Annotated in this window: 13 protein-coding genes and 1 riboswitch; of the genes, 7 read left to right on the top strand and 6 right to left on the bottom strand. The window is 60.0% G+C overall.

The genetic code is table 11. The features are described 5' to 3' along the window. The first annotated feature begins 94 nt into the window (after positions 1-94). Positions 95-1,270, top strand: a complete 1,176-nt coding sequence (glf, locus tag FHT28_RS17230; RefSeq protein ID WP_210255781.1) for a UDP-galactopyranose mutase — start codon at positions 95-97, stop codon at positions 1,268-1,270. A gap of 85 nt (positions 1,271-1,355) precedes the next feature. Here glf and bmt read toward each other — a convergent pair whose 3' ends face one another. From bmt to FHT28_RS17205, 5 genes are all read right to left on the bottom strand, one after another. Further along, on the bottom strand, positions 1,356-2,369 hold the full coding sequence (gene bmt / locus FHT28_RS17225) for a betaine--homocysteine S-methyltransferase (protein WP_168596847.1): 1,014 nt from the start codon (positions 2,367-2,369) through the stop codon (positions 1,356-1,358). Positions 2,370-2,529: 160 nt separating this feature from the next. Beyond that, the gene (locus FHT28_RS17220; RefSeq protein ID WP_037202578.1) at positions 2,530-3,582 is read right to left on the bottom strand and encodes a glycine betaine/L-proline ABC transporter ATP-binding protein; all 1,053 of its coding nucleotides are present in this window, start codon (positions 3,580-3,582) and stop codon (positions 2,530-2,532) included. Further along, on the bottom strand, positions 3,575-4,486 hold the full coding sequence (locus FHT28_RS17215) for a proline/glycine betaine ABC transporter permease (RefSeq protein ID WP_037202577.1): 912 nt from the start codon (positions 4,484-4,486) through the stop codon (positions 3,575-3,577). The genes FHT28_RS17220 and FHT28_RS17215 overlap by 8 nt, the downstream gene beginning before the upstream one ends. A 243-nt stretch (positions 4,487-4,729) precedes the next feature. Then, positions 4,730-5,728: an ABC transporter substrate-binding protein gene (locus tag FHT28_RS17210; protein WP_037202576.1), complete on the bottom strand. Its 999-nt coding sequence runs from the start codon at positions 5,726-5,728 to the stop codon at positions 4,730-4,732. Positions 5,729-6,558: 830 nt separating this feature from the next. After that, on the bottom strand, positions 6,559-6,702 hold the full coding sequence (locus FHT28_RS17205; RefSeq protein ID WP_092573908.1) for a hypothetical protein: 144 nt from the start codon (positions 6,700-6,702) through the stop codon (positions 6,559-6,561). A gap of 236 nt (positions 6,703-6,938) precedes the next feature. Here FHT28_RS17205 and FHT28_RS17200 point away from each other — a divergent pair, with 236 nt between their 5' ends. Further along, positions 6,939-8,393 (top strand): cobyric acid synthase, encoded by a 1,455-nt coding sequence (locus FHT28_RS17200; RefSeq protein WP_037202574.1) that lies wholly within the window; start codon positions 6,939-6,941, stop codon positions 8,391-8,393. A gap of 98 nt (positions 8,394-8,491) precedes the next feature. Here the strand turns inward: FHT28_RS17200 and FHT28_RS17195 are convergent, their stop codons facing one another. Further along, complete coding sequence (locus FHT28_RS17195; RefSeq protein WP_037202573.1) at positions 8,492-10,288, bottom strand: chloride channel protein; 1,797 nt, start codon at positions 10,286-10,288, stop codon at positions 8,492-8,494. Between the two features lie 180 nt (positions 10,289-10,468). Beyond that, positions 10,469-10,867, top strand: a riboswitch (cobalamin riboswitch). Between the two features lie 140 nt (positions 10,868-11,007). On the opposite strand from FHT28_RS17195, the gene cobU reads away from it, so the two are divergent. Genes cobU through cobO form a run of 5 tightly spaced genes read left to right on the top strand, consistent with a single transcriptional unit; the run spans position 11,008 to position 17,790 of the window. Continuing rightward, entirely contained in the window at positions 11,008-11,532 is a 525-nt protein-coding gene (cobU, locus tag FHT28_RS17190; RefSeq protein WP_047639827.1) for a bifunctional adenosylcobinamide kinase/adenosylcobinamide-phosphate guanylyltransferase, read from the top strand. Between the two features lie 5 nt (positions 11,533-11,537). After that, positions 11,538-12,587, top strand: coding sequence for a cobalamin biosynthesis protein CobW (cobW, locus tag FHT28_RS17185; protein WP_092573906.1), 1,050 nt, complete (start codon positions 11,538-11,540; stop codon positions 12,585-12,587). A gap of 9 nt (positions 12,588-12,596) precedes the next feature. Then, on the top strand, positions 12,597-16,553 hold the full coding sequence (cobN, locus tag FHT28_RS17180) for a cobaltochelatase subunit CobN (protein ID WP_168596846.1): 3,957 nt from the start codon (positions 12,597-12,599) through the stop codon (positions 16,551-16,553). Further along, positions 16,550-17,149, top strand: a complete 600-nt coding sequence (locus FHT28_RS17175; RefSeq protein WP_168596845.1) for a dimethylsulfonioproprionate lyase family protein — start codon at positions 16,550-16,552, stop codon at positions 17,147-17,149. Before cobN ends, FHT28_RS17175 begins: the two co-directional genes overlap by 4 nt. Continuing rightward, positions 17,146-17,790, top strand: coding sequence for a cob(I)yrinic acid a,c-diamide adenosyltransferase (gene cobO / locus FHT28_RS17170; protein WP_047556456.1), 645 nt, complete (start codon positions 17,146-17,148; stop codon positions 17,788-17,790). Before FHT28_RS17175 ends, cobO begins: the two co-directional genes overlap by 4 nt. Positions 17,791-17,802 lie beyond the last annotated feature (12 nt).

Genomic DNA, 17,802 nt, shown 5'->3' with positions numbered 1-17,802 from the left:
CCCATGCGCCGATGCCTTGTCAGTTTCCCCAATGATCATTTTCGCACTCCACTAAACCCATCGCCGATATTGCGGGCGCCGAAAGTTTGAAAGCATGATTGATTTTTCGAAGGTAGACCTATTGATCGTCGGCGCGGGCTTTTATGGCGCGACGCTTGCGGAGCGGGTGGCGAACGAGCTTCAGAAGAACGTGCTTCTGATCGATCGCCGCAGCCATATCGGCGGCAATGCCTATAGCGAGTTCGACGGCCAGACCGGCATCGAGGTTCATCGTTACGGCGCCCATCTCTTCCACACGCCGAACGAGGTGGTCTGGACCTATCTCAACAGGTTCACCGAATTTACCGATTACAAGCATCGCGTCTATTCGAGCTACCGCAATCAGGTCTACTCGATGCCGATCAACCTCGGCACCATCTCGCAGTTTTTCAATCGGCGCCTTTCTCCGGATGAAGCGCGAGCTCTGATCGCGGAGCAGGCGGCCGAAATGGCAGGGCGCCACCCGGCGAACCTGGAAGAGAAGGCAATTTCCCTGATCGGCCGTCCGCTATATGAAGCCTTCATCCGCGGCTACACTGCCAAGCAATGGCAAACGGACCCGCGTGACCTGCCGGAGCATATCATCACGCGGCTGCCGGTCCGTTACACGTTCGACAATCGGTATTTCAACGATAAGTTTGAAGGTCTGCCGGTCGACGGCTACACGGCCATCTTCGAGAGGATGCTGAAGCATCCGAGGATCGATATTGCTCTCGGTGTCGATTTCTTTTCGCTGAAATCCGCTTTGCCGCCCGGTCTCCCCATCGTCTACACAGGACCCATCGATCGCTATTTTGATTATTCCGAAGGCGAATTGGGTTGGCGTACGATCGATTTCGAGAAAGAGACCCTGAACACGGGCGATTTCCAGGGTACGGCCGTCATGAACTATGCCGACGAAGCGGTCCCTTATACCCGCATTCTTGAGTTCCGCCACTTCAATCCCGAGCGCAGCTATCAGACTGAAAAGACTGTTGTGGTGCGGGAGTATTCACGTTCGGCCCAACGCGCGGACGAGCCCTATTATCCGATCGACACGCGGCAGGACAAGGCGGTCTTCCTACGGTATCGTGAGCGTGCCGAGGCGGAAGCCAACGTCCATTTCGGCGGACGGCTTGGCACCTATCGCTACCTTGATATGCATCAGGCGATCGGCGCGGCCTTGAAGGCATTTGAGAGCCGGGTCGTGCCGCATTTTACCGAGGGGCGCCCTCTCGGTGGCGAGAAGTAGTGCAACGCCACCGCCGTCTTGGTTGTTCGATTGTCATGATGGCCGCTTGCGTCAGGTTTCAAGGCCTGACGCGGCAAGTCGCCGTTTAGCTGCGGCGTCTGCGCTCACGCACAGGCGCCGTTCCGCCTTCGTTGGCCGTCTTGTTGCGCATCGGGCCGATCCGCTCGACGATCACTTCCAGAGTCGGGCGCGGGCCGGGCGTATAGTTGTCGAGAGCCTCGCGCATGGCAGCGAGATGGCCGCAGGACGTGCCGCAGCAGCCGCCGATGATCTTGGCGCCCGCGTCGCGCGCAAGGCGCGCGTAGTCGGCCATCAGCGGTGGCGTGCCGGAATAATGGATCTCGGCGCCGCGATATTCGGGGATGCCGCAGTTACCCTTGACGATCACGATCGCGGCCGGATCGGAATCGGTCATGTCGAGCAGGCTCGACAGGATATCCGATGCGCCGACGCCGCAATTGGCGCCGACGGCGAGCGGACCATCGCCGACGTCCTTGGCAATGCCATGAATATCCTTCGGATGCAGGCCCATCATGGTCTTTCCGGCGGTATCGAACGAACCCGTATAGGTATAGGGCAGGCCGACCTTGACGGCAGCTTCTGCTGCTGCGCGTATTTCCTCGGGCGAGGACATGGTCTCGATCCAGGCGACGTCGGCACCACCGGCCTGCAGGCCTTCGATCTGTTCGACGAAGGCGGAAACTGCGTCTTCATAGGTCAATGCGCCGAGCGGCACCAGCAGCTCGCCCGTCGGCCCGACGGAACCGGCGACGATGATCTTGCGGTCAGCCTTGTCGGCGACGGCACGGGCAATCTCGGCGGCCACCTTGTTCAGGCTGTGCACGCGATCCTGCGCATGGTGCAGCTTCAAGCGATGACGCGTTCCGCCAAAGGTATTGGTCAGAATGATGTCGGCGCCGGCGTCAACGAAATCCTGATGCAGTTTTGCAATCCGCTCGGGGTGCTGCTCGTTCCACAGTTCCGGGGCTTCACCGGCTTCCAGGCCCATGGCAAAGAGATTTGTGCCCGTCGCGCCATCGGCGAGCAGCACGCCTTTTTCAGCAAGAAGATCGGTCAAGGGATTGGTTGCGACGGTCATGGCGTCTTCTCCGGATATGCGGATTTTCGGTTGTGAAATGCAGATATAAACATTTCTTTATATGAGTGCAACGAGCGAACAGCGATAAGCATGTTCATCTTGCATAAAGAGGAAGAGAGCGCCCTGCGCAGGCGCTCTCCTTTGTTAGACAAAGAAGTCTTTAAGCCGCCGCCATCTGCGCCGCGTCATGGGTTGTCGGCGTCACCATGGCGGAGATGATGCTTTGCAGGTCTATCGCACCGATGGGCTTGCCACCGGCATCGGTGACGACGGCTCCGGTGTGTCCGGCGTCGGTTATCCGTTTGGCGGCGATTTCCAGCGTCATATCGCCGGGTACGCGGCTGCCGCCGGGGTCACCGGCGAGCGGCTTCATGATGGTCTGAGCCTGGATGATACGACCGCGGTTCACTTCCTTGACGAAGGCGGTGATGTAGTCGTCCGCGGGTTTCAGCACGATCTCTTGGCCGCTTCCCTGCTGCACGACCTTGCCGTCGCGCAGAATCGCGATCTTGTCGCCGAGACGGAGTGCCTCATCGAGATCGTGGGTGATGAAGACGACGGTCTTCTTCAGCTCTTTTTGCAGGTCGAGTAGCACGCTCTGCATATCCACGCGGATGAGCGGGTCGAGCGCCGAATAAGCTTCGTCCATCAGCAGGATATCGGCATCATTGGTCAGGGCGCGCGCGAGCCCCACGCGCTGCTGCATGCCGCCGGAGAGCTGGTTCGGATAGTGCCTTTCGAAACCTTTGAGACCGACGCGCTCGATCCAGTATTGTCCCTTCTTCTCGCCTTCAGCACGGGGCACGCCCTGAATGTCCAGGCCGTAAATGGTGTTCTCGATGACCGTGCGATGCGGCAGCAAAGCGAATTTCTGGAACACCATCGCCGTCTTGTGACGGCGGAATTCACGCAGGGCGTTTTCGTTCATTTTGCAGACGTCGATGCCGTCATATAGCACTTCGCCGGCGGTCGGCTCGATCAGCCTGTTGATATGGCGGATCAGCGTCGATTTGCCGGAGCCGGAAAGGCCCATGACGACGGTGATGGCGCCGGCCGGCATGTCAATGTTGATGTCCTGCAGGCCGAGCACGTGACCATGAGTCTCGTTGAGTTCGGTCTTGCTGATGCCGTTCTTGACCATGTCGACAAAGTCGCGCCCGCGCGGACCGAAGATTTTGTAGAGGCTTTTGATCTGGATCGCGTGACTAGCCATGAATGACCTCCGAGTGCTTCTGGAGCCGTCTGCCGTAGGCCTGGCTCGTGCGGTCGAAAATGATGGCGATTGCGACCAGCGCGAAACCGTTGAGGAAGCCGACCGTGAAGAACTGGTTGTTGATCGCCTGCAGCGTGTTCTTGCCGAGACCGCCGACGCCGACCATCGATGCGACCACGACCATGGCAAGCGACATCATGATGGTCTGGTTGATGCCGGCCATGATGGTGGGCAACGCGAGCGGTATCTGCACGTTGAAAAGCTTCTGGCGATGCGACGAGCCAAAAGCATCGGCGGCTTCCAGCACTTCCTTGTCCACCAGGCGAATGCCGAGATTGGTCAACCGGATCATCGGCGGGACGGCGTAGATGACGACAGCGATAAGGCCAGGAACCTTTCCAATGCCGAAAATCACCACGACGGGAATAAGATAGACGAAGCTCGGCATCGTCTGCATCACGTCGAGGATCGGATTGACGATCGACTGCATCCGGTCGGAGCGGGCCATCAGTATGCCGATCGGCAGGCCGATGACGATGGCGATGAGCGTACAGACGGTCACCATCGCAAGCGTTATCATGGTGTCGCCCCAAAGGCCGCAGACGCCGATGAGCGTCATCGATATCGCAGTGCCTATGACGATCTTGAGATTGCGGCTGGCGGCGTAGACAACGAGCATCATGACGAGAAGCACGATGAACCACGGCGTGTTGGTGAAGAGCCATTCCAGATAGTTCAGAAACCATTGCAGCGGCTGAACTATGGCGTCGATGATATTGCCGTAGGCGCGCACGGATGCCCTGAACCCATCGTCGATATTCTTGCGTGCGAGGCGTATGAGCGATTCGTCTATTGCCGGAAAATTGCAAAGCACATCTGGCAGGATCGTACACTGAATAGCCATGTATTTCCCCTTCTTTGTCCGGCTCTGTCCCTGTCAGTGCATGTGGCCTTCATGTACGGACGGTGTTGCAGCGCTGCGACCGGTTCTTCAGGCTGCTTTTTAATTCTTACTACATTTGCCGCCGCCAATCTGCACTCGTTGCGACCTGTGGCCGCGTCGGTCTGTCGGTATGAGTGTCAGTCGCATCCGGCGAATATAAAATCGGCGACAGACGCAGGCCTGCCGCCGATTCATTCGTGCGGATTAGAGCGAAGCCTTGACCTTGGTGGCGACGTCTGGAGAAACCCACTTGGTCCACATATCGGGGTAGGTCTTCAGGAAGTACTTCGCACCGTCTTCGTTCGTGCCCTGATTGTCCGTCATCCAGGCCAGAACCTTGCCAACCGTGCCGTTGTCCCATTTGCGGGTCTTGACGTAATCCATGGCAATGCCGGCCTTGGATGCGAAAGCCTTCGTTACGACCGTGTAGACGTCCGAAACCGGATAGGAATTCACCTTCGGATTGGCGCAATCCTGGATCGCCGTGCAGGCATCCCATTCCTTCTTGTCGTGCGGGACGCCGAAGCTCAGACGCACCATTTCGTACTTGCCGAGGATGGCTGTCGGTGCCCAATAGTAGCCGAACCAGCCGATCTTCTTTTCGAAGGCGTTGGCGATCGAGCCGTCAAGACCCGCGGCAGAGCCGGTATCGACCAACGTAAAGCCGAGCTTCTCTGCACCGAGCGCCTTGTAGAGATTGGCGGTCGAGATCTGGCAGTTCCAGCCTGCCGGGCAATTGTATACCGCGCCCTTGGAAGAATCCTCGGGGGCGGGGAAGAGTTCCGGATGCTTCAGCGCGTCCTGAACGGTCTTGATGTCGGGATGCGCGTCGGCGAGGAATTTCGGAATCCACCAGCCCTCGACGCCGCCATCGCTCAGGAGCGGCGCTGCCTCGATCAGACGACCTTCGGACACGGCCTTGTCGAGCGCGGTGCGTACTGCGTTGACCCAAAGCTCGGGCGCGACGTCGGGTTGGCCCTTTTCGTTCATGGAGGTGAAGGTCGGCTGCGTGTCGCCGGTTACCAGCGTGACGTTACAGCCATAGCCATTCTGAAGGATTATCTTGTCGACCTGAGCGGCAACGCCGGCAGAGGCCCAATTCATTTCGGCGATCGATACATCGCCGCATTCCGCAGCGTGCGCCGAGCCAGCCAAAGCGTAGGCGCCGAATGCGAAGATGGCGGAAGCGAGAAGCTTCTTCATTGATAATGTCTCCCAATTTCTCGTTACGTTACGGAAATCGACTCCAAGCGGATATGGTGTCTGTCGATCCCCGTCAGCGCGGTTCAACCACAACCGTTCATACGCCGCTGACGACGCCCGCACGGTCCCCTTTGCTGCTGTCGTGCATCTGGTCTTTTTGCGACCGCGGAACCCTGTCGCGGCCGAGCATTTTCTACATCGACAGCGAGCAGCGTAAGGATTTGAATGAAGAAATCAACAGTCTGTCGGCTGATTGAACTTATCGCGCCTGTTGGAGAAGCTTATATAAGCGCCTGAATTAGCCTATTTTCTACTATTCGCGGCTGCAAAATGGGCATTGCGAGGCTTCAACGAAGCTTTAAAGCATAGGCGAAGTTAAATACCGCTAAAATATCGCGTCCTTGAAAGACGTTTTCTATTCCATTTGCGTCGTTTGCGATTTCGCAACGAGAATGAGAAAATTTTCAAAAAATTTTCGGATTCATTCTTATTTAAGCAATTAATAACGCTCCGGTAACGATGTCGGTTTATCAATCGATGCGTGGCGGGGGACACCGCTGCTTCTTCGGCTTAGGTAGTGCGTACCGGAGAAAGCGAACCTTGCGGCGTTTGTGCAAGGGAGCCGGCGTTTTTGGCAAACCGCGTTGATCCTCGGATCGCGCGGTTTTCGCGTTTTATGGCCGCCGCGTTCCAGGGAGGCGACCGTGGGGTGGATAGCCGGCTTCCGGCCAATGCCGGATTTTATTTCCCCATATGGAATGAAAAAATAAAGCCGCCGATGCGGTCGCTTGGCGGCTTGTCGTGCGCAGGACCTGAGGCTTGACCGGCTATCAACCGACGTTATAGGTCCGGATGAAGCCGACTGTGCCGAAACGCGTATCAAGCTGCTGCAGGCGGGTATCAGGGCGGTTTGCCGGCAGTTTGCCATTCCAGGCGATCTGGATGGAATTCTGTCTGTTGAAGATGAAGAGCATCGGGGTATCCTCCAGGCCGAAACGGCCGGTTTTCGGTGTTTGTTTTCGCGGTGGAGATAATCCTCTTCAGTATAACTAACAATGGATGAAATCGTCATCCGATGTCGCAAATAGAGCATGGTGCGACGTGATGTATTTTTGTATCGTGCCGGTGGCTTCAGGCCGTTGGGGATCGCGGCGAAATCAAGGCAAAATTCCGTGTTTTCAGGGGCTGTAGCATCTCGGAGCGATGAAGAATGACGAAGGCGATCATGCTGCAGGGAACCGGCTCCGATGTCGGAAAAACGGTATTGGTCGCCGGGCTGTGCCGCCTGTTCGCCAACAGAGGTGTCAGGGTCCGTCCCTTCAAGCCGCAGAACATGTCCAACAATGCCGCCGTTGCCGAAGATGGCGGTGAGATCGGCCGCGCCCAGTGGCTGCAATCGCTGGCGGCGCGCGTTCCGTCATCCGTGCATATGAACCCGGTGCTGCTGAAGCCGCAATCGGAGACGGGCAGCCAGATCATCGTGCAGGGCAAGGTCTGGGGGCATGCGAAGGGCAGGGACTATCAGGCGCTCAAGCCGCAGCTGCTCGGCGCCGTCTTGGAAAGCTTCGCGGCCATGCGCGCTGGAACCGACCTTGTCATCGTCGAGGGCGCCGGTTCGCCTGCCGAAATCAATCTCAGGCGGGGCGATATCGCCAATATGGGCTTTGCCACCCGCGCCAACGTGCCTGTGGTGCTGGTCGGCGATATCGACCGCGGCGGCGTCATCGCGTCGCTGGTGGGTACCTATCATATCTTGCCGGAAGAGGATCGGCGCATGATCCGCGGCTACCTCATCAACAAGTTTCGCGGCGATGTCTCGCTGTTTGGAGAGGGCATAGACGCGATCGGCACGTTCACCGGCTGGCCGTGTCATGGCATCGTGCCGTGGCTGAAGGCGGCCGGCCGCCTTCCTGCCGAGGATTCCGTTGTGCTGGAACGGCTCACACGGGGCTCCTCCGGCGCCTTGAAAATTGCCGTGCCGGTGCTGTCACGCATTGCGAATTTCGACGACCTCGATCCGCTGCGAGCCGAACCCGACGTCGATCTCGTCTTCGTCCGGGCCGGTGAACGGCTGCCTGATGATGCGGGCCTTGTGGTTTTGCCGGGGTCGAAGTCGACAATCGGTGACCTGCTCGATCTGCGGGAACAGGGATGGGATGTTGATATTGCCGCCCATATGCGCCGCGGCGGCCGCGTCATCGGGATTTGCGGCGGTTATCAGATGCTCGGTCGCATGGTCTTTGATCCGCTCGGCATCGAAGGATCGGTGACGGAGACGCCCGGACTTGGCCTGCTGGATATCGAGACGGAAATGGCGCCTGAAAAGACCGTCCGCAACAGCCAGGCTTTCTCCAGGGAATACGACGTGCCGCTGTCCGGCTACGAAATCCATCTCGGCGTGACCAGCGGCCCGGATTGTGATCGCCCCTCGACCGTCATCGATGGCCGGCCGGACGGAGCGCTGTCGCCCGACGGCCGCGTCATGGGGACATACCTGCACGGGCTTTTCGGCAGCGATGCGTACCGGGCAAGACTGCTCGAAAGCTTCGGCCTTAACGGCGAGCGGACGGGCTACCGCGCGGGCGTCGACGCGGCGCTGGACGAGATCGCGACCGAACTGGAAGGCGTCCTCGATCCTGCCTGGCTCGACAGCCTTGTCAGCTAGGGCAATTCCAGGAAAAGTGCGCAACGGTTTTCCGTCCGGAAGTGCGTAAAAACAATAATCTAAAGCTGTTTAGCGATTCCATGAGCCGCTTAACGGCTCTAGAGCTCGCCGGAAACCTCGCGACGGCGGCGGTCGAGCTCTTCGCTGTAGCGACGCAATGTGTAACTCTCGGTCAGCAGCCCCACGACCTTGCGTTCAATGAGGTCGTTTATGACCACGAGCGCTTCGCTCTTCGTCTGGTCGAACATGGCTGCGGCCTGCTTGGCGTTCATCTGCGGCTGCAGGAATTCGTTGCGATGGCGGATGAAATCGGCAAGGCCATGTTCCTCGTCATCTTTCTCGACCGGGCTCGCATAAATATCCGGCACCAGCACCATGCCGGAATATTTCTCTTTGTCGTCGATCAGAATGACGCGCTGCGCCGAGCCGATCGGAAAGGCTTTGCGGAATTCCTCGATGCTCATGCCGACGCTTGCCGTATGCACATCCGGGCGCATCATGCGTGCCACAGTGAGGTTGCGGATCCACCCGACGTCGTGTGCGCTGCGGATGCTTTCTCCACGCAGATGGAAGCGCCATGTGGCGAAGGAATAGCCGAAGGTCGTGCGCACGACGAGAGACGAGGTGATGACAGCAGCCAAGACCAGCGCGGTAATCGGAAAGTCGCCGGTGATCTCCAGCGCCAGGAACGTCATCGTCAGCGGGCCGCCGATGATCGAAACGGCAAGCGCACTCATGCCGACCACCGCATAGACGGCTGGCGTCAGCGTGGCGTGATCGAAATAGGGGGCGCAATAGGCGAAAATCTTGCCGAGCAGCGCGCCCATGAACAGCGATGCGAAGAACAAGCCGCCCCTGAAGCCGGAGCCGATCGACACAGCCGAGGCGAGGGATTTCAAAACGAAAAGGCTGACCAGCGCCCACAAGGTTACATCGGTGGAGAGATTGAGATGGAGGGCTCCGTGGCCGGCCGATAGAACCTGGGGTGATATCAAAGCCAGCAAGCCGACGAACAGGCCGCCGAGCGCCGGGCGGAAAGGCGGCGCAATCGAGCTCTTGCGCGCCAGTTCCTCGACCCAGGCGACGCCCTGCATGATCAGGATGCCGATGCCGGCGCAAAAAGCGCCGAGCAAAACAGCCGGAAGGTAATCCGCCGGCACTATTGTGCCGAAATGGCCGATATCGATGGCGAAGTCGTCGCCGGCGAGCAGCCTTGCGATCATCGTCGATATCAGGGCCGAGACGACGACGGGCGTCAGGGTCAGGATGGAATAGGTGCCGATGATCAGCTCGAAGGCGTAAAAGGCGCCGGTCAGCGGTGCGTTAAACGCTGCGGCAATGGCGCCGGCAGCACCGCAGCCCACGAGCATGCGCAGATCCGCGCGGCGCATCTGCATCTTGTAACCGAACTTCGAAGCGATGCCGGCGGCAAGCTGCGTGTAGCCCGCCTCAAGCCCGACGGAGGCGCCGAACCCATTCGAGATCAGGTTCTGCACGGCGACGATGATGCTGTCGGTCAAGGACATGCGTCCGCCATGCAGCGCATTCGCCTCGATCGGGTCGACCATCGGCTTCTTGCGGGTGCGTGAAAGAATATAGAGCAGAATACCAAGAATGATGCCGCCGGCTATCGGGGCTATCAGCACCACCGATTTGTCCGGGATCGCCACTGCCGCCGAGCTCAGGCGCTCGTAATCCGTGATCCCGTAGATGAGGCTGTGCAGCTTGCGCGAAACGAAACTCATGGCCGTAACGGCGCAGCCGGACGCGATGCCCACGAGCGCGCCGGCGAAAACGAGTCCTAGTTCGCCGCGGCGGAGCAGCGCTCTAAATCGACCAAGATCGAATAGGGCTGAGAAGACGCCCAGGCGACGGGGTTGGAATTTCTGCAACATTGGGGACGGACGATACGTTTCTACTCGAATATGAGGGCTTAGCCTCTATAAACTCCTAACATCAAAGAAATACGGCAAAAAAAGTGATGTGTTCTCGGGATTATGCGGCGATTTCGCGGCTGGGACAGCCGATGTCGCACCCATGTCCTTGATTGACTTGAACTAAGTGAAAGCCTAATCATTGCCGGCATAACGAATGGTTTCCGAGCGGCGATGTGCCGCATGGGATGAAAAGGGAATGTGAAGGGGCGGACCCAATCCGGGCGTTCTCATCACAGCCGACCCCGCGACTGTAGAGCGGTCAGGGTCTTTCGTCCGGTTTGACAGCTATCCCGCCGATGGTTCGCATGGGGCGAACAGGCGGAGAAACTTCAAGCCGGAAAAGCCACTGGTGTGGCATCATGATCTACCAGGGCTGGACGCCTCCGATATCTACGAATCGTCCGTCTTTTCATGATGCATTGCCGGGAAGGCGAGAAAGATCCGCTGGTGCACGATCGGGGGCGACCGGTTTCGGTCTGCCCCCTCGTTGCGCCTTAACCGCGAGCCAGGAGACCTGCCATACGTGCCGGGCACAGCGCCCATCTTGGGACGCATGTCTCGCTGCCAGCACGGAGGTTGTCATGGCGCCAAACGAATTTCTCGCGCGTAAGCGCGCCCCTTTCGGTCTTAGCCGCGTTGCGCGGCTCCGTGCCCTCGTATGGGGGCGACAATAGCTCATGCCATCCTCACAATCCCGCGCTGTTTTCGTTCTCGGCGGCGCGCGCTCCGGCAAATCCCGATTCGCCGAATCGCTGATCTCGGATACCGGCCTTGACCGTCACTATGTGGCGACCGGACGAGCCTGGGACGACGAAATGCGCGAACGTATCGCGCAGCATCGAAACGAACGCGGCGATCTCTGGACGACGCACGAGGAGCCGCTCGACCTGACCGCCCGGCTGGCGGCGATCGACGGCGATGGCCGCGCTGTTCTCGTCGATTGCCTGACGCTGTGGGTCACCAATCTGATGATGGCCGAACGAAACGTCGCAGCTGAATTTGCTGTTCTTACCGAATTTTTGCCGAAGGCCAAGGCGCGGCTCGTGCTCGTCTCCAACGAGGTCGGGCTCGGCATCGTGCCGGAAAACCGCATGGCGCGCGAATTTCGCGATCATGCCGGCCGGCTGCACCAGATGATCGCGGCGACAAGCGCCGAAGTCTATTTTATCGCGGCGGGATTGCCGCTGAAAATGAAGGGTTGATCCACATGAACCAGGCAAAGATTCCCGCCACCGTCATCACCGGCTTTCTGGGAGCCGGCAAGACAACGATGATTCGCAACCTGTTGCAGAATGCCGGCGGCAGGAAGATCGCCCTCATCATCAACGAGTTCGGTGATCTGGGTGTCGACGGCGACGTGCTCAAGGGCTGCGGCGCGGAGAACTGCACCGAGGACGACATCATCGAGCTGACCAATGGCTGCATCTGCTGCACCGTCGCCGACGATTTCATCCCGACCATGACCAAGCTTTTGGAGCGTGACGCGCGTCCCGACCATATCATCATCGAGACCTCCGGTCTGGCGCTGCCGCAGCCGCTGGTCGCTGCCTTCAACTGGCCTGACATCCGCACGCATGTCACCGTCGATGGCGTCATCACCGTGGTCGACAGCGCCGCCGTCGCCGCAGGCCGCTTTGCCGACGATCATGATGCCGTCGAAGCCCGTCGTGTCGAGGACGATTCGCTCGATCACGAAAGCCCGATCGAGGAACTGTTCGAGGACCAGCTGACCTGCGCCGATCTGATCGTTCTCAACAAGACCGACCTGATCGACGTCGCCGGCCTTGGCCGCGTGCGTGCGGAAGTCGCGTCACGCACCGTCCGCAAGCCGACGATCATCGAGGCGAAGAACGGCGACGTGCCGGCAGCCATTCTGCTCGGCCTCGGCATCGGTACCGAAGGTGATATCGTCAACCGCAAATCGCACCATGAGTTGGAACACGAAGACGGCACACCACATGATCACGACGAATTCGACAGCTTCGTCGTCGAGCTTGGCCCCATTGCCGACCCGAACGCCTTCATCGAAGCGCTGAAGAGCGTCATTTCCGAACATGATATCCTGCGTCTCAAGGGTTTTGTCGATGTGCCCGGCAAGCCGATGCGCTTGCAGGTACAGGCCGTCGGCAGCCGCATCGACAACTATTTCGACCGTACCTGGGCGCCCGGCGAGGAGCGCGCGACGCGGCTGGTTGTCATCGGTCTGCACGAGATGGACGAAGGGATCGTGCGCAAGGCGATCGAAGCGCTGGTCTAAGGCAAAGTCATGCATCTCCTCCTAGCCCAGAAGGGAACGATCAGTGACGGCGACGAGGCGATCGATCTCGGCCAGTCGCCGGGCGATATCCTCTTCCTGTCGGCGGCCGATACCGAGCTTGCGGCGATAGCCGCGGCTCGCGGGCAAGGCGAGGGCAGCTGTTCCCTGCGGCTTGCGAGCCTGATGAGCCTCAAGCATCCGATGTCGGTCGATACCTATATCGAGCGCACCGCGCGGCATGCGAAGCTGATCGTCGTGCGAGCGCTCGGAGGTGCGAGCTATTTCCACTATGCACTGGAGGCGCTGCACGCTTGTGCTGCGCGTCAGGGTGCGGCGATCGCCGTGCTGCCGGGAGATTCGAAACCCGATCCAGGGCTGACGCCCTTTTCCAATGTCGCGCTCGATGATCTCAATGCGCTCTGGTCCTATTTGATCGAGGGCGGGGAGGCGAACTCCAGGGCGTTTCTCGCCTATGCCGAGGCGATGCTGTCAGGGGCGGAAAAGCCGATGCCGGCCGCACCCTTGATGAAGGCCGGGATCTGGTGGCCGGGCAGGGGTGCGATTGGGATCGAGGAGTGGAGGAGTGTTTCTACGTCGTGTGGAAGCACCCCCTCATCCGCCCTTCGGGCACTTTCTCCCCGGGGGGAGAAGGCGGAAGTCGAGGGTGCAGTATTACCCTCGCCCCAGCGGGGAGAGGGTGGCGCCCCTGAGTTTATCGAAGGAGCGCCGGGTGAGGGGGCGTTACAGGGAGCGGAGCAGTTGGCGGACCTCAAAGTTCCGACTGTCGCCATCTCCTTCTATCGCGCTCTCGTCCAGAGCGGCGAAACCAGGCCTGTCGAAGCCATGATGCAAGCACTCATCGCAGAGGGTATGCGGCCGTTGCCGGTGTTCGCCTATAGTTTGAAGGATGCGGTATCCGTCGGCATTCTGGAGAGCGTTTTTGCCGAGCTGAAGCCGGATGTCGTCGTCAACACGACAGGCTTTGCAGTTTCCGCGCCGGGCGCAGACCGTCAACCGACGGTTCTCGAAACAGGCGAGGCGATCGTCCTGCAGGCAATCCTTTCGGCTTCGTCCAAGGAAGCCTGGGAGGCATCGTCGCAGGGGCTTTCGGCGCGCGATCTCGGCATGAATGTCGCGCTGCCGGAAGTCGACGGGCGTGTGCTTGCCCGCGCCGTGTCATTCAAGGCGGCGGCGCGTTACGACGAGCGGGTCGAGGCCAATATCGTTGTCAGCGAACCGCTTGATGATCGCATGCGCTACACGGCACGGCTGGCCGCGAACTGGGCGCGATTGCGCAACGCGCAGCCGCGGGATCGTCGCGTTGCGCTCGTCATGGCGAATTACCCGAACCGGGATGGCCGTCTGGGCAATGGCGTCGGATTGGACACCCCCGCCGGTACGATCGAGGTTTTGAGAGCGATGCAGGCGGCAGGCTATCCTGTCGCTGGGGTGCCAGCCGATGGCGACGCGCTGATGCGACACTTGGCGGATGGTCCCACAAATTCCGGCCATGATGGCAGGCTGGTTCGCGAGAGGCTTTCCTTTAGCGAATACAGGGATTTCTTCTCGTCTCTTCCTGAACGGATTCAGGATGAGATCACGACGCGCTGGGGTGATCCGGAGACGGACCCTTATGCGCGCGAGGGCGCCTTTGCCCTGCCGTTCACCCATTTTGGTAATGTGCTTGTCGGCATCCAGCCGGCGCGTGGCTACAATATCGATCCGAAGGAGAGCTATCATTCTCCCGATCTCGTTCCGCCGCACGGCTATCTCGCCTTCCATGCCTTTCTGCGCCGATCCTTCGATGCGCATGCCGTCATCCACATGGGCAAGCATGGCAATCTCGAATGGCTGCCGGGTAAGACGCTGGCATTGTCGGAAAACTGCTATCCTGAGGCGATCCTCGGGCCTACGCCCAACCTCTATCCGTTCATCGTCAACGATCCCGGCGAGGGCACGCAGGCCAAGCGCCGCACCAGCGCTGTGATCATCGACCACCTGACGCCGCCGCTGACGCGCGCCGAGAGCTACGGTCCGTTGAAGGATCTGGAAGCGCTTGTCGATGAATATTACGAGGCATCGGGCGGCGACCCGCGTCGTGTCCGTCTGCTGCGCAAGCAGATTCTCGATCTTGTCGCCGATATCGGTCTCGATCAGGACGCCGGCATCGCCAAGGGTGAGGGCGAGGATGAGGCGTTGCGCAAGCTCGACGCCTATCTCTGCGACCTCAAGGAAATGCAGATCCGTGATGGTTTGCATATTTTCGGCGTTTCGCCGTCTGGACGGCTGCTGACGGATTTGACTGTGGCACTGGCGCGGGTTCCCAGAGGTTTGGGTAAGGGCGGTGATCAGAGCCTGCAGCGGGCGATTGCGCTAGACGCGTTGGAGGGAGTGGAATTTGCGGATAGGGGGGGTATCTCGCCGCAAAAGCCATTCGATCCGTTGGATTGCGATATGGCGGCGGAATGGACTGGCAAGCGTCCCAATATTCTTGCCGACATTTCCGACGCTCCTTGGCGCACTCAAGGTGATACAGTCGAGCGCATCGAACTTCTGGCAGCGAAATTCGTTGCTGGCGAGATTGCATGTCCCGAGAGTTGGCCCCACACAAGCGTCGTTCTCGCTGAAATCGAAACCCGGCTTAAGCCATCGATCCTTGCCTGCGGCGATGCGGAGATCGCTGCCTTGATGAAGGGTCTCGACGGGCGTTTCGTTCCACCCGGCCCCTCAGGCGCACCGACGCGCGGCAGGCCGGATGTGTTGCCGACCGGGCGGAATTTCTATTCGATCGATAGTCGCGCGGTGCCGACGCCGGCCGCCTATGAACTTGGCAAGAAATCCGCCGAACTCTTGATCCGCCGCTATGTTCAGGACCATGGCGAATGGCCCGTTTCTTTCGGCCTCACCGCCTGGGGCACATCGAACATGCGCACGGGCGGCGACGATATCGCGCAGGCGTTGGCGCTGATCGGCGTCAAGCCGGTCTGGGATATGACTTCGCGGCGGGTTACCGGCTACGAGATCATCCCGCCTGCAATGCTCCGCCGGCCGCGTGTCGACGTCACCCTTCGCATCTCCGGCTTTTTCCGCGATGCCTTTCCCGAGCAGATCGCTTTGTTCGACAAGGCGATCCGGGCTGTCGGGGCGCTCGATGAGGATGCGACGGATAATCCGATCGCAGCGCGCATGCGGGGCGAGATCGCGCGGCTCGAAGCGGCCGGCCTGGACACAGCCTCGGCCAGCCGCCGCGCCGGCTACCGCATCTTCGGTTCGAAACCCGGCGCTTACGGTGCTGGCCTGCAGGCGCTCATCGACGAGAAGGGCTGGGAGCGACGTGCGGACCTGGCCGAAGCCTATCTCGTCTGGGGTAGCTATGCCTATGGCGCCGGCGAGGAAGGACGGGCTGAGCGGGGGGTGTTCGAGGAACGATTGCGCTCGATCCAGGCGGTCGTGCAGAACCAGGACAACCGCGAGCACGACCTGCTCGACAGCGACGACTACTATCAATTCGAGGGCGGCATGGCCGCCGCCGCCGAACAGTTGGCCGGTACTCGTCCGTCGATCTATCATAACGACCATTCGCGGCCGGAAAAGCCGATCATCCGTTCGCTGGAAGAGGAGATCGGCCGGGTGGTGCGCGGGCGTGTCGTCAATCCGAAATGGATCGATGGCGTCATGCGCCATGGCTACAAGGGCGCCTTCGAGATCGCCGCGACCGTCGATTATCTCTTCGCGTTTGCGGCAACGACCGGAGCCGTCCGCAACCATCATTTCGAGGCGGTCCACCAGGCCTTCGTCGTCGATCAGCGCGTGCGCGATTTCATGGCGGAGAAGAACCCGGCGGCACTGCGCGAGTTGAAGGAACGCCTGCTGGAGGCGATCGACCGCAATCTTTGGACGCCGAGGAGCAATTCGGCGCGCTTCGATCTGGAAAGCCTGAAACCGGGCAAGGAGGCTGCGGCGTGAGTGCGGTCGAGGACCTTCTGGCGGCCTTCCGCGACTATCTCTTGTCGCGTAGCGATCCGATGCTGAGGCATTTCATCGAGGGTTTCCAGTGGTCGATGAAAGAGCGGTCGCTTGCGCCGCGCGATCTGCCTGTGGTTGCCTATCTTCGCGGGCTGCGCAGGCCGGGCGGTGAAGCGGAGGCGGCCTTGTTTGACAGTCTTCTCAACGCCGCCGGTATGCTGCATTGGGCTCAGACCTACAGCATCACCGATTTCGGGGCGGATTTCCTCCAGAGATATGGCTGGGTCGAACTCTTCGGCACGCGCGGTCATTTCGCAAGCGACGACATGGCCGGCGGCTTCCTGCTGCTCGGGCCTCGGGTGCATTACCCCGATCATCATCATAAGGCCGAGGAAATCTATATCCCGCTGACAGACGGCTCGCTGTGGAGCAAGGATGCGCAGTCTTTCCTGCCGCGCTGGTCGGGCGAGGTCATCCACCACCCCTCGAATATCCGCCATGCCATGCGAACCGAAAGCCTGCCGCTGGTGGCGCTCTACCTCTGGCGAGGCGGGCCGCTGGCACAGAAATCGATCATATCAGGGAGAATGCCATGAGCGACGAATTGGCCGAAACGGCCCCCGACGCACCGAAGAACGACGATGCTCGCCACGCCGACAAGATGGCCAAGAAGAAGGCGGCGCGCGACAAGATCATGGCGACCAAGACGGACGAGAAGGGCTTGATCATCGTCCATACCGGCAAGGGCAAGGGAAAATCGTCAGCCGCTTTCGGCATGATCTTCCGCCATATCGCGCACGGAAAGCCCTGCGCCGTCGTTCAGTTCATCAAGGGCGCGATGTGGACCGGCGAGCGCGATCTGATCGAAAAGCATTTTTCCGATGTCTGCCAGTTTCATACCATGGGCGAAGGCTTCACTTGGGAGACGCAGGATCGCGCCCGCGACGTGGCGGCGGCGCGAGTGGCCTGGGAAAAGGCCAAGGATCTGATCCGCGACGAGCGTAACTCGATGGTGTTGCTGGACGAGATCAATATCGCGCTGCGCTATGACTATCTCGATATCAACGAAGTGCTGGAATTCCTGAAGGCCGAAAAGCCCTACATGACGCATGTGGTCCTGACGGGCCGCAATGCCAAGGAAGAGCTGATCGAGATCGCCGATCTCGTCACAGAGATGGAGCTGATCAAGCATCCGTTCCGCTCCGGCATCAAGGGACAGCCGGGCGTCGAATTCTGACCGGCGGCGAGG

Source organism: Rhizobium sp. SG570 (assembly GCF_012275345.1).
Lineage (GTDB): Bacteria > Pseudomonadota > Alphaproteobacteria > Rhizobiales > Rhizobiaceae > Rhizobium > Rhizobium lusitanum.
This window is presented reverse-complemented; position numbering and strand designations above follow the sequence as displayed.

Excerpts from the sequence above, each read along its gene's own strand:
- glf (WP_210255781.1), top strand. The coding sequence starts at position 95 with ATGATTGATTTTTCGAAGGTAGACCTATTGATCGTCGGCGCGGGCTTT.
- bmt (WP_168596847.1), bottom strand. The coding sequence starts at position 2,369 with ATGACCGTCGCAACCAATCCCTTGACCGATCTTCTTGCTGAAAAAGGC.
- FHT28_RS17220 (WP_037202578.1), bottom strand. The coding sequence starts at position 3,582 with ATGGCTAGTCACGCGATCCAGATCAAAAGCCTCTACAAAATCTTCGGT.
- FHT28_RS17215 (WP_037202577.1), bottom strand. The coding sequence starts at position 4,486 with ATGGCTATTCAGTGTACGATCCTGCCAGATGTGCTTTGCAATTTTCCG.
- FHT28_RS17210 (WP_037202576.1), bottom strand. The coding sequence starts at position 5,728 with ATGAAGAAGCTTCTCGCTTCCGCCATCTTCGCATTCGGCGCCTACGCT.
- FHT28_RS17205 (WP_092573908.1), bottom strand. The coding sequence starts at position 6,702 with ATGCTCTTCATCTTCAACAGACAGAATTCCATCCAGATCGCCTGGAAT.
- FHT28_RS17200 (WP_037202574.1), top strand. The coding sequence starts at position 6,939 with ATGACGAAGGCGATCATGCTGCAGGGAACCGGCTCCGATGTCGGAAAA.
- FHT28_RS17195 (WP_037202573.1), bottom strand. The coding sequence starts at position 10,288 with ATGTTGCAGAAATTCCAACCCCGTCGCCTGGGCGTCTTCTCAGCCCTA.
- cobU (WP_047639827.1), top strand. The coding sequence starts at position 11,008 with ATGCCATCCTCACAATCCCGCGCTGTTTTCGTTCTCGGCGGCGCGCGC.
- cobW (WP_092573906.1), top strand. The coding sequence starts at position 11,538 with ATGAACCAGGCAAAGATTCCCGCCACCGTCATCACCGGCTTTCTGGGA.
- cobN (WP_168596846.1), top strand. The coding sequence starts at position 12,597 with ATGCATCTCCTCCTAGCCCAGAAGGGAACGATCAGTGACGGCGACGAG.
- cobO (WP_047556456.1), top strand. The coding sequence starts at position 17,146 with ATGAGCGACGAATTGGCCGAAACGGCCCCCGACGCACCGAAGAACGAC.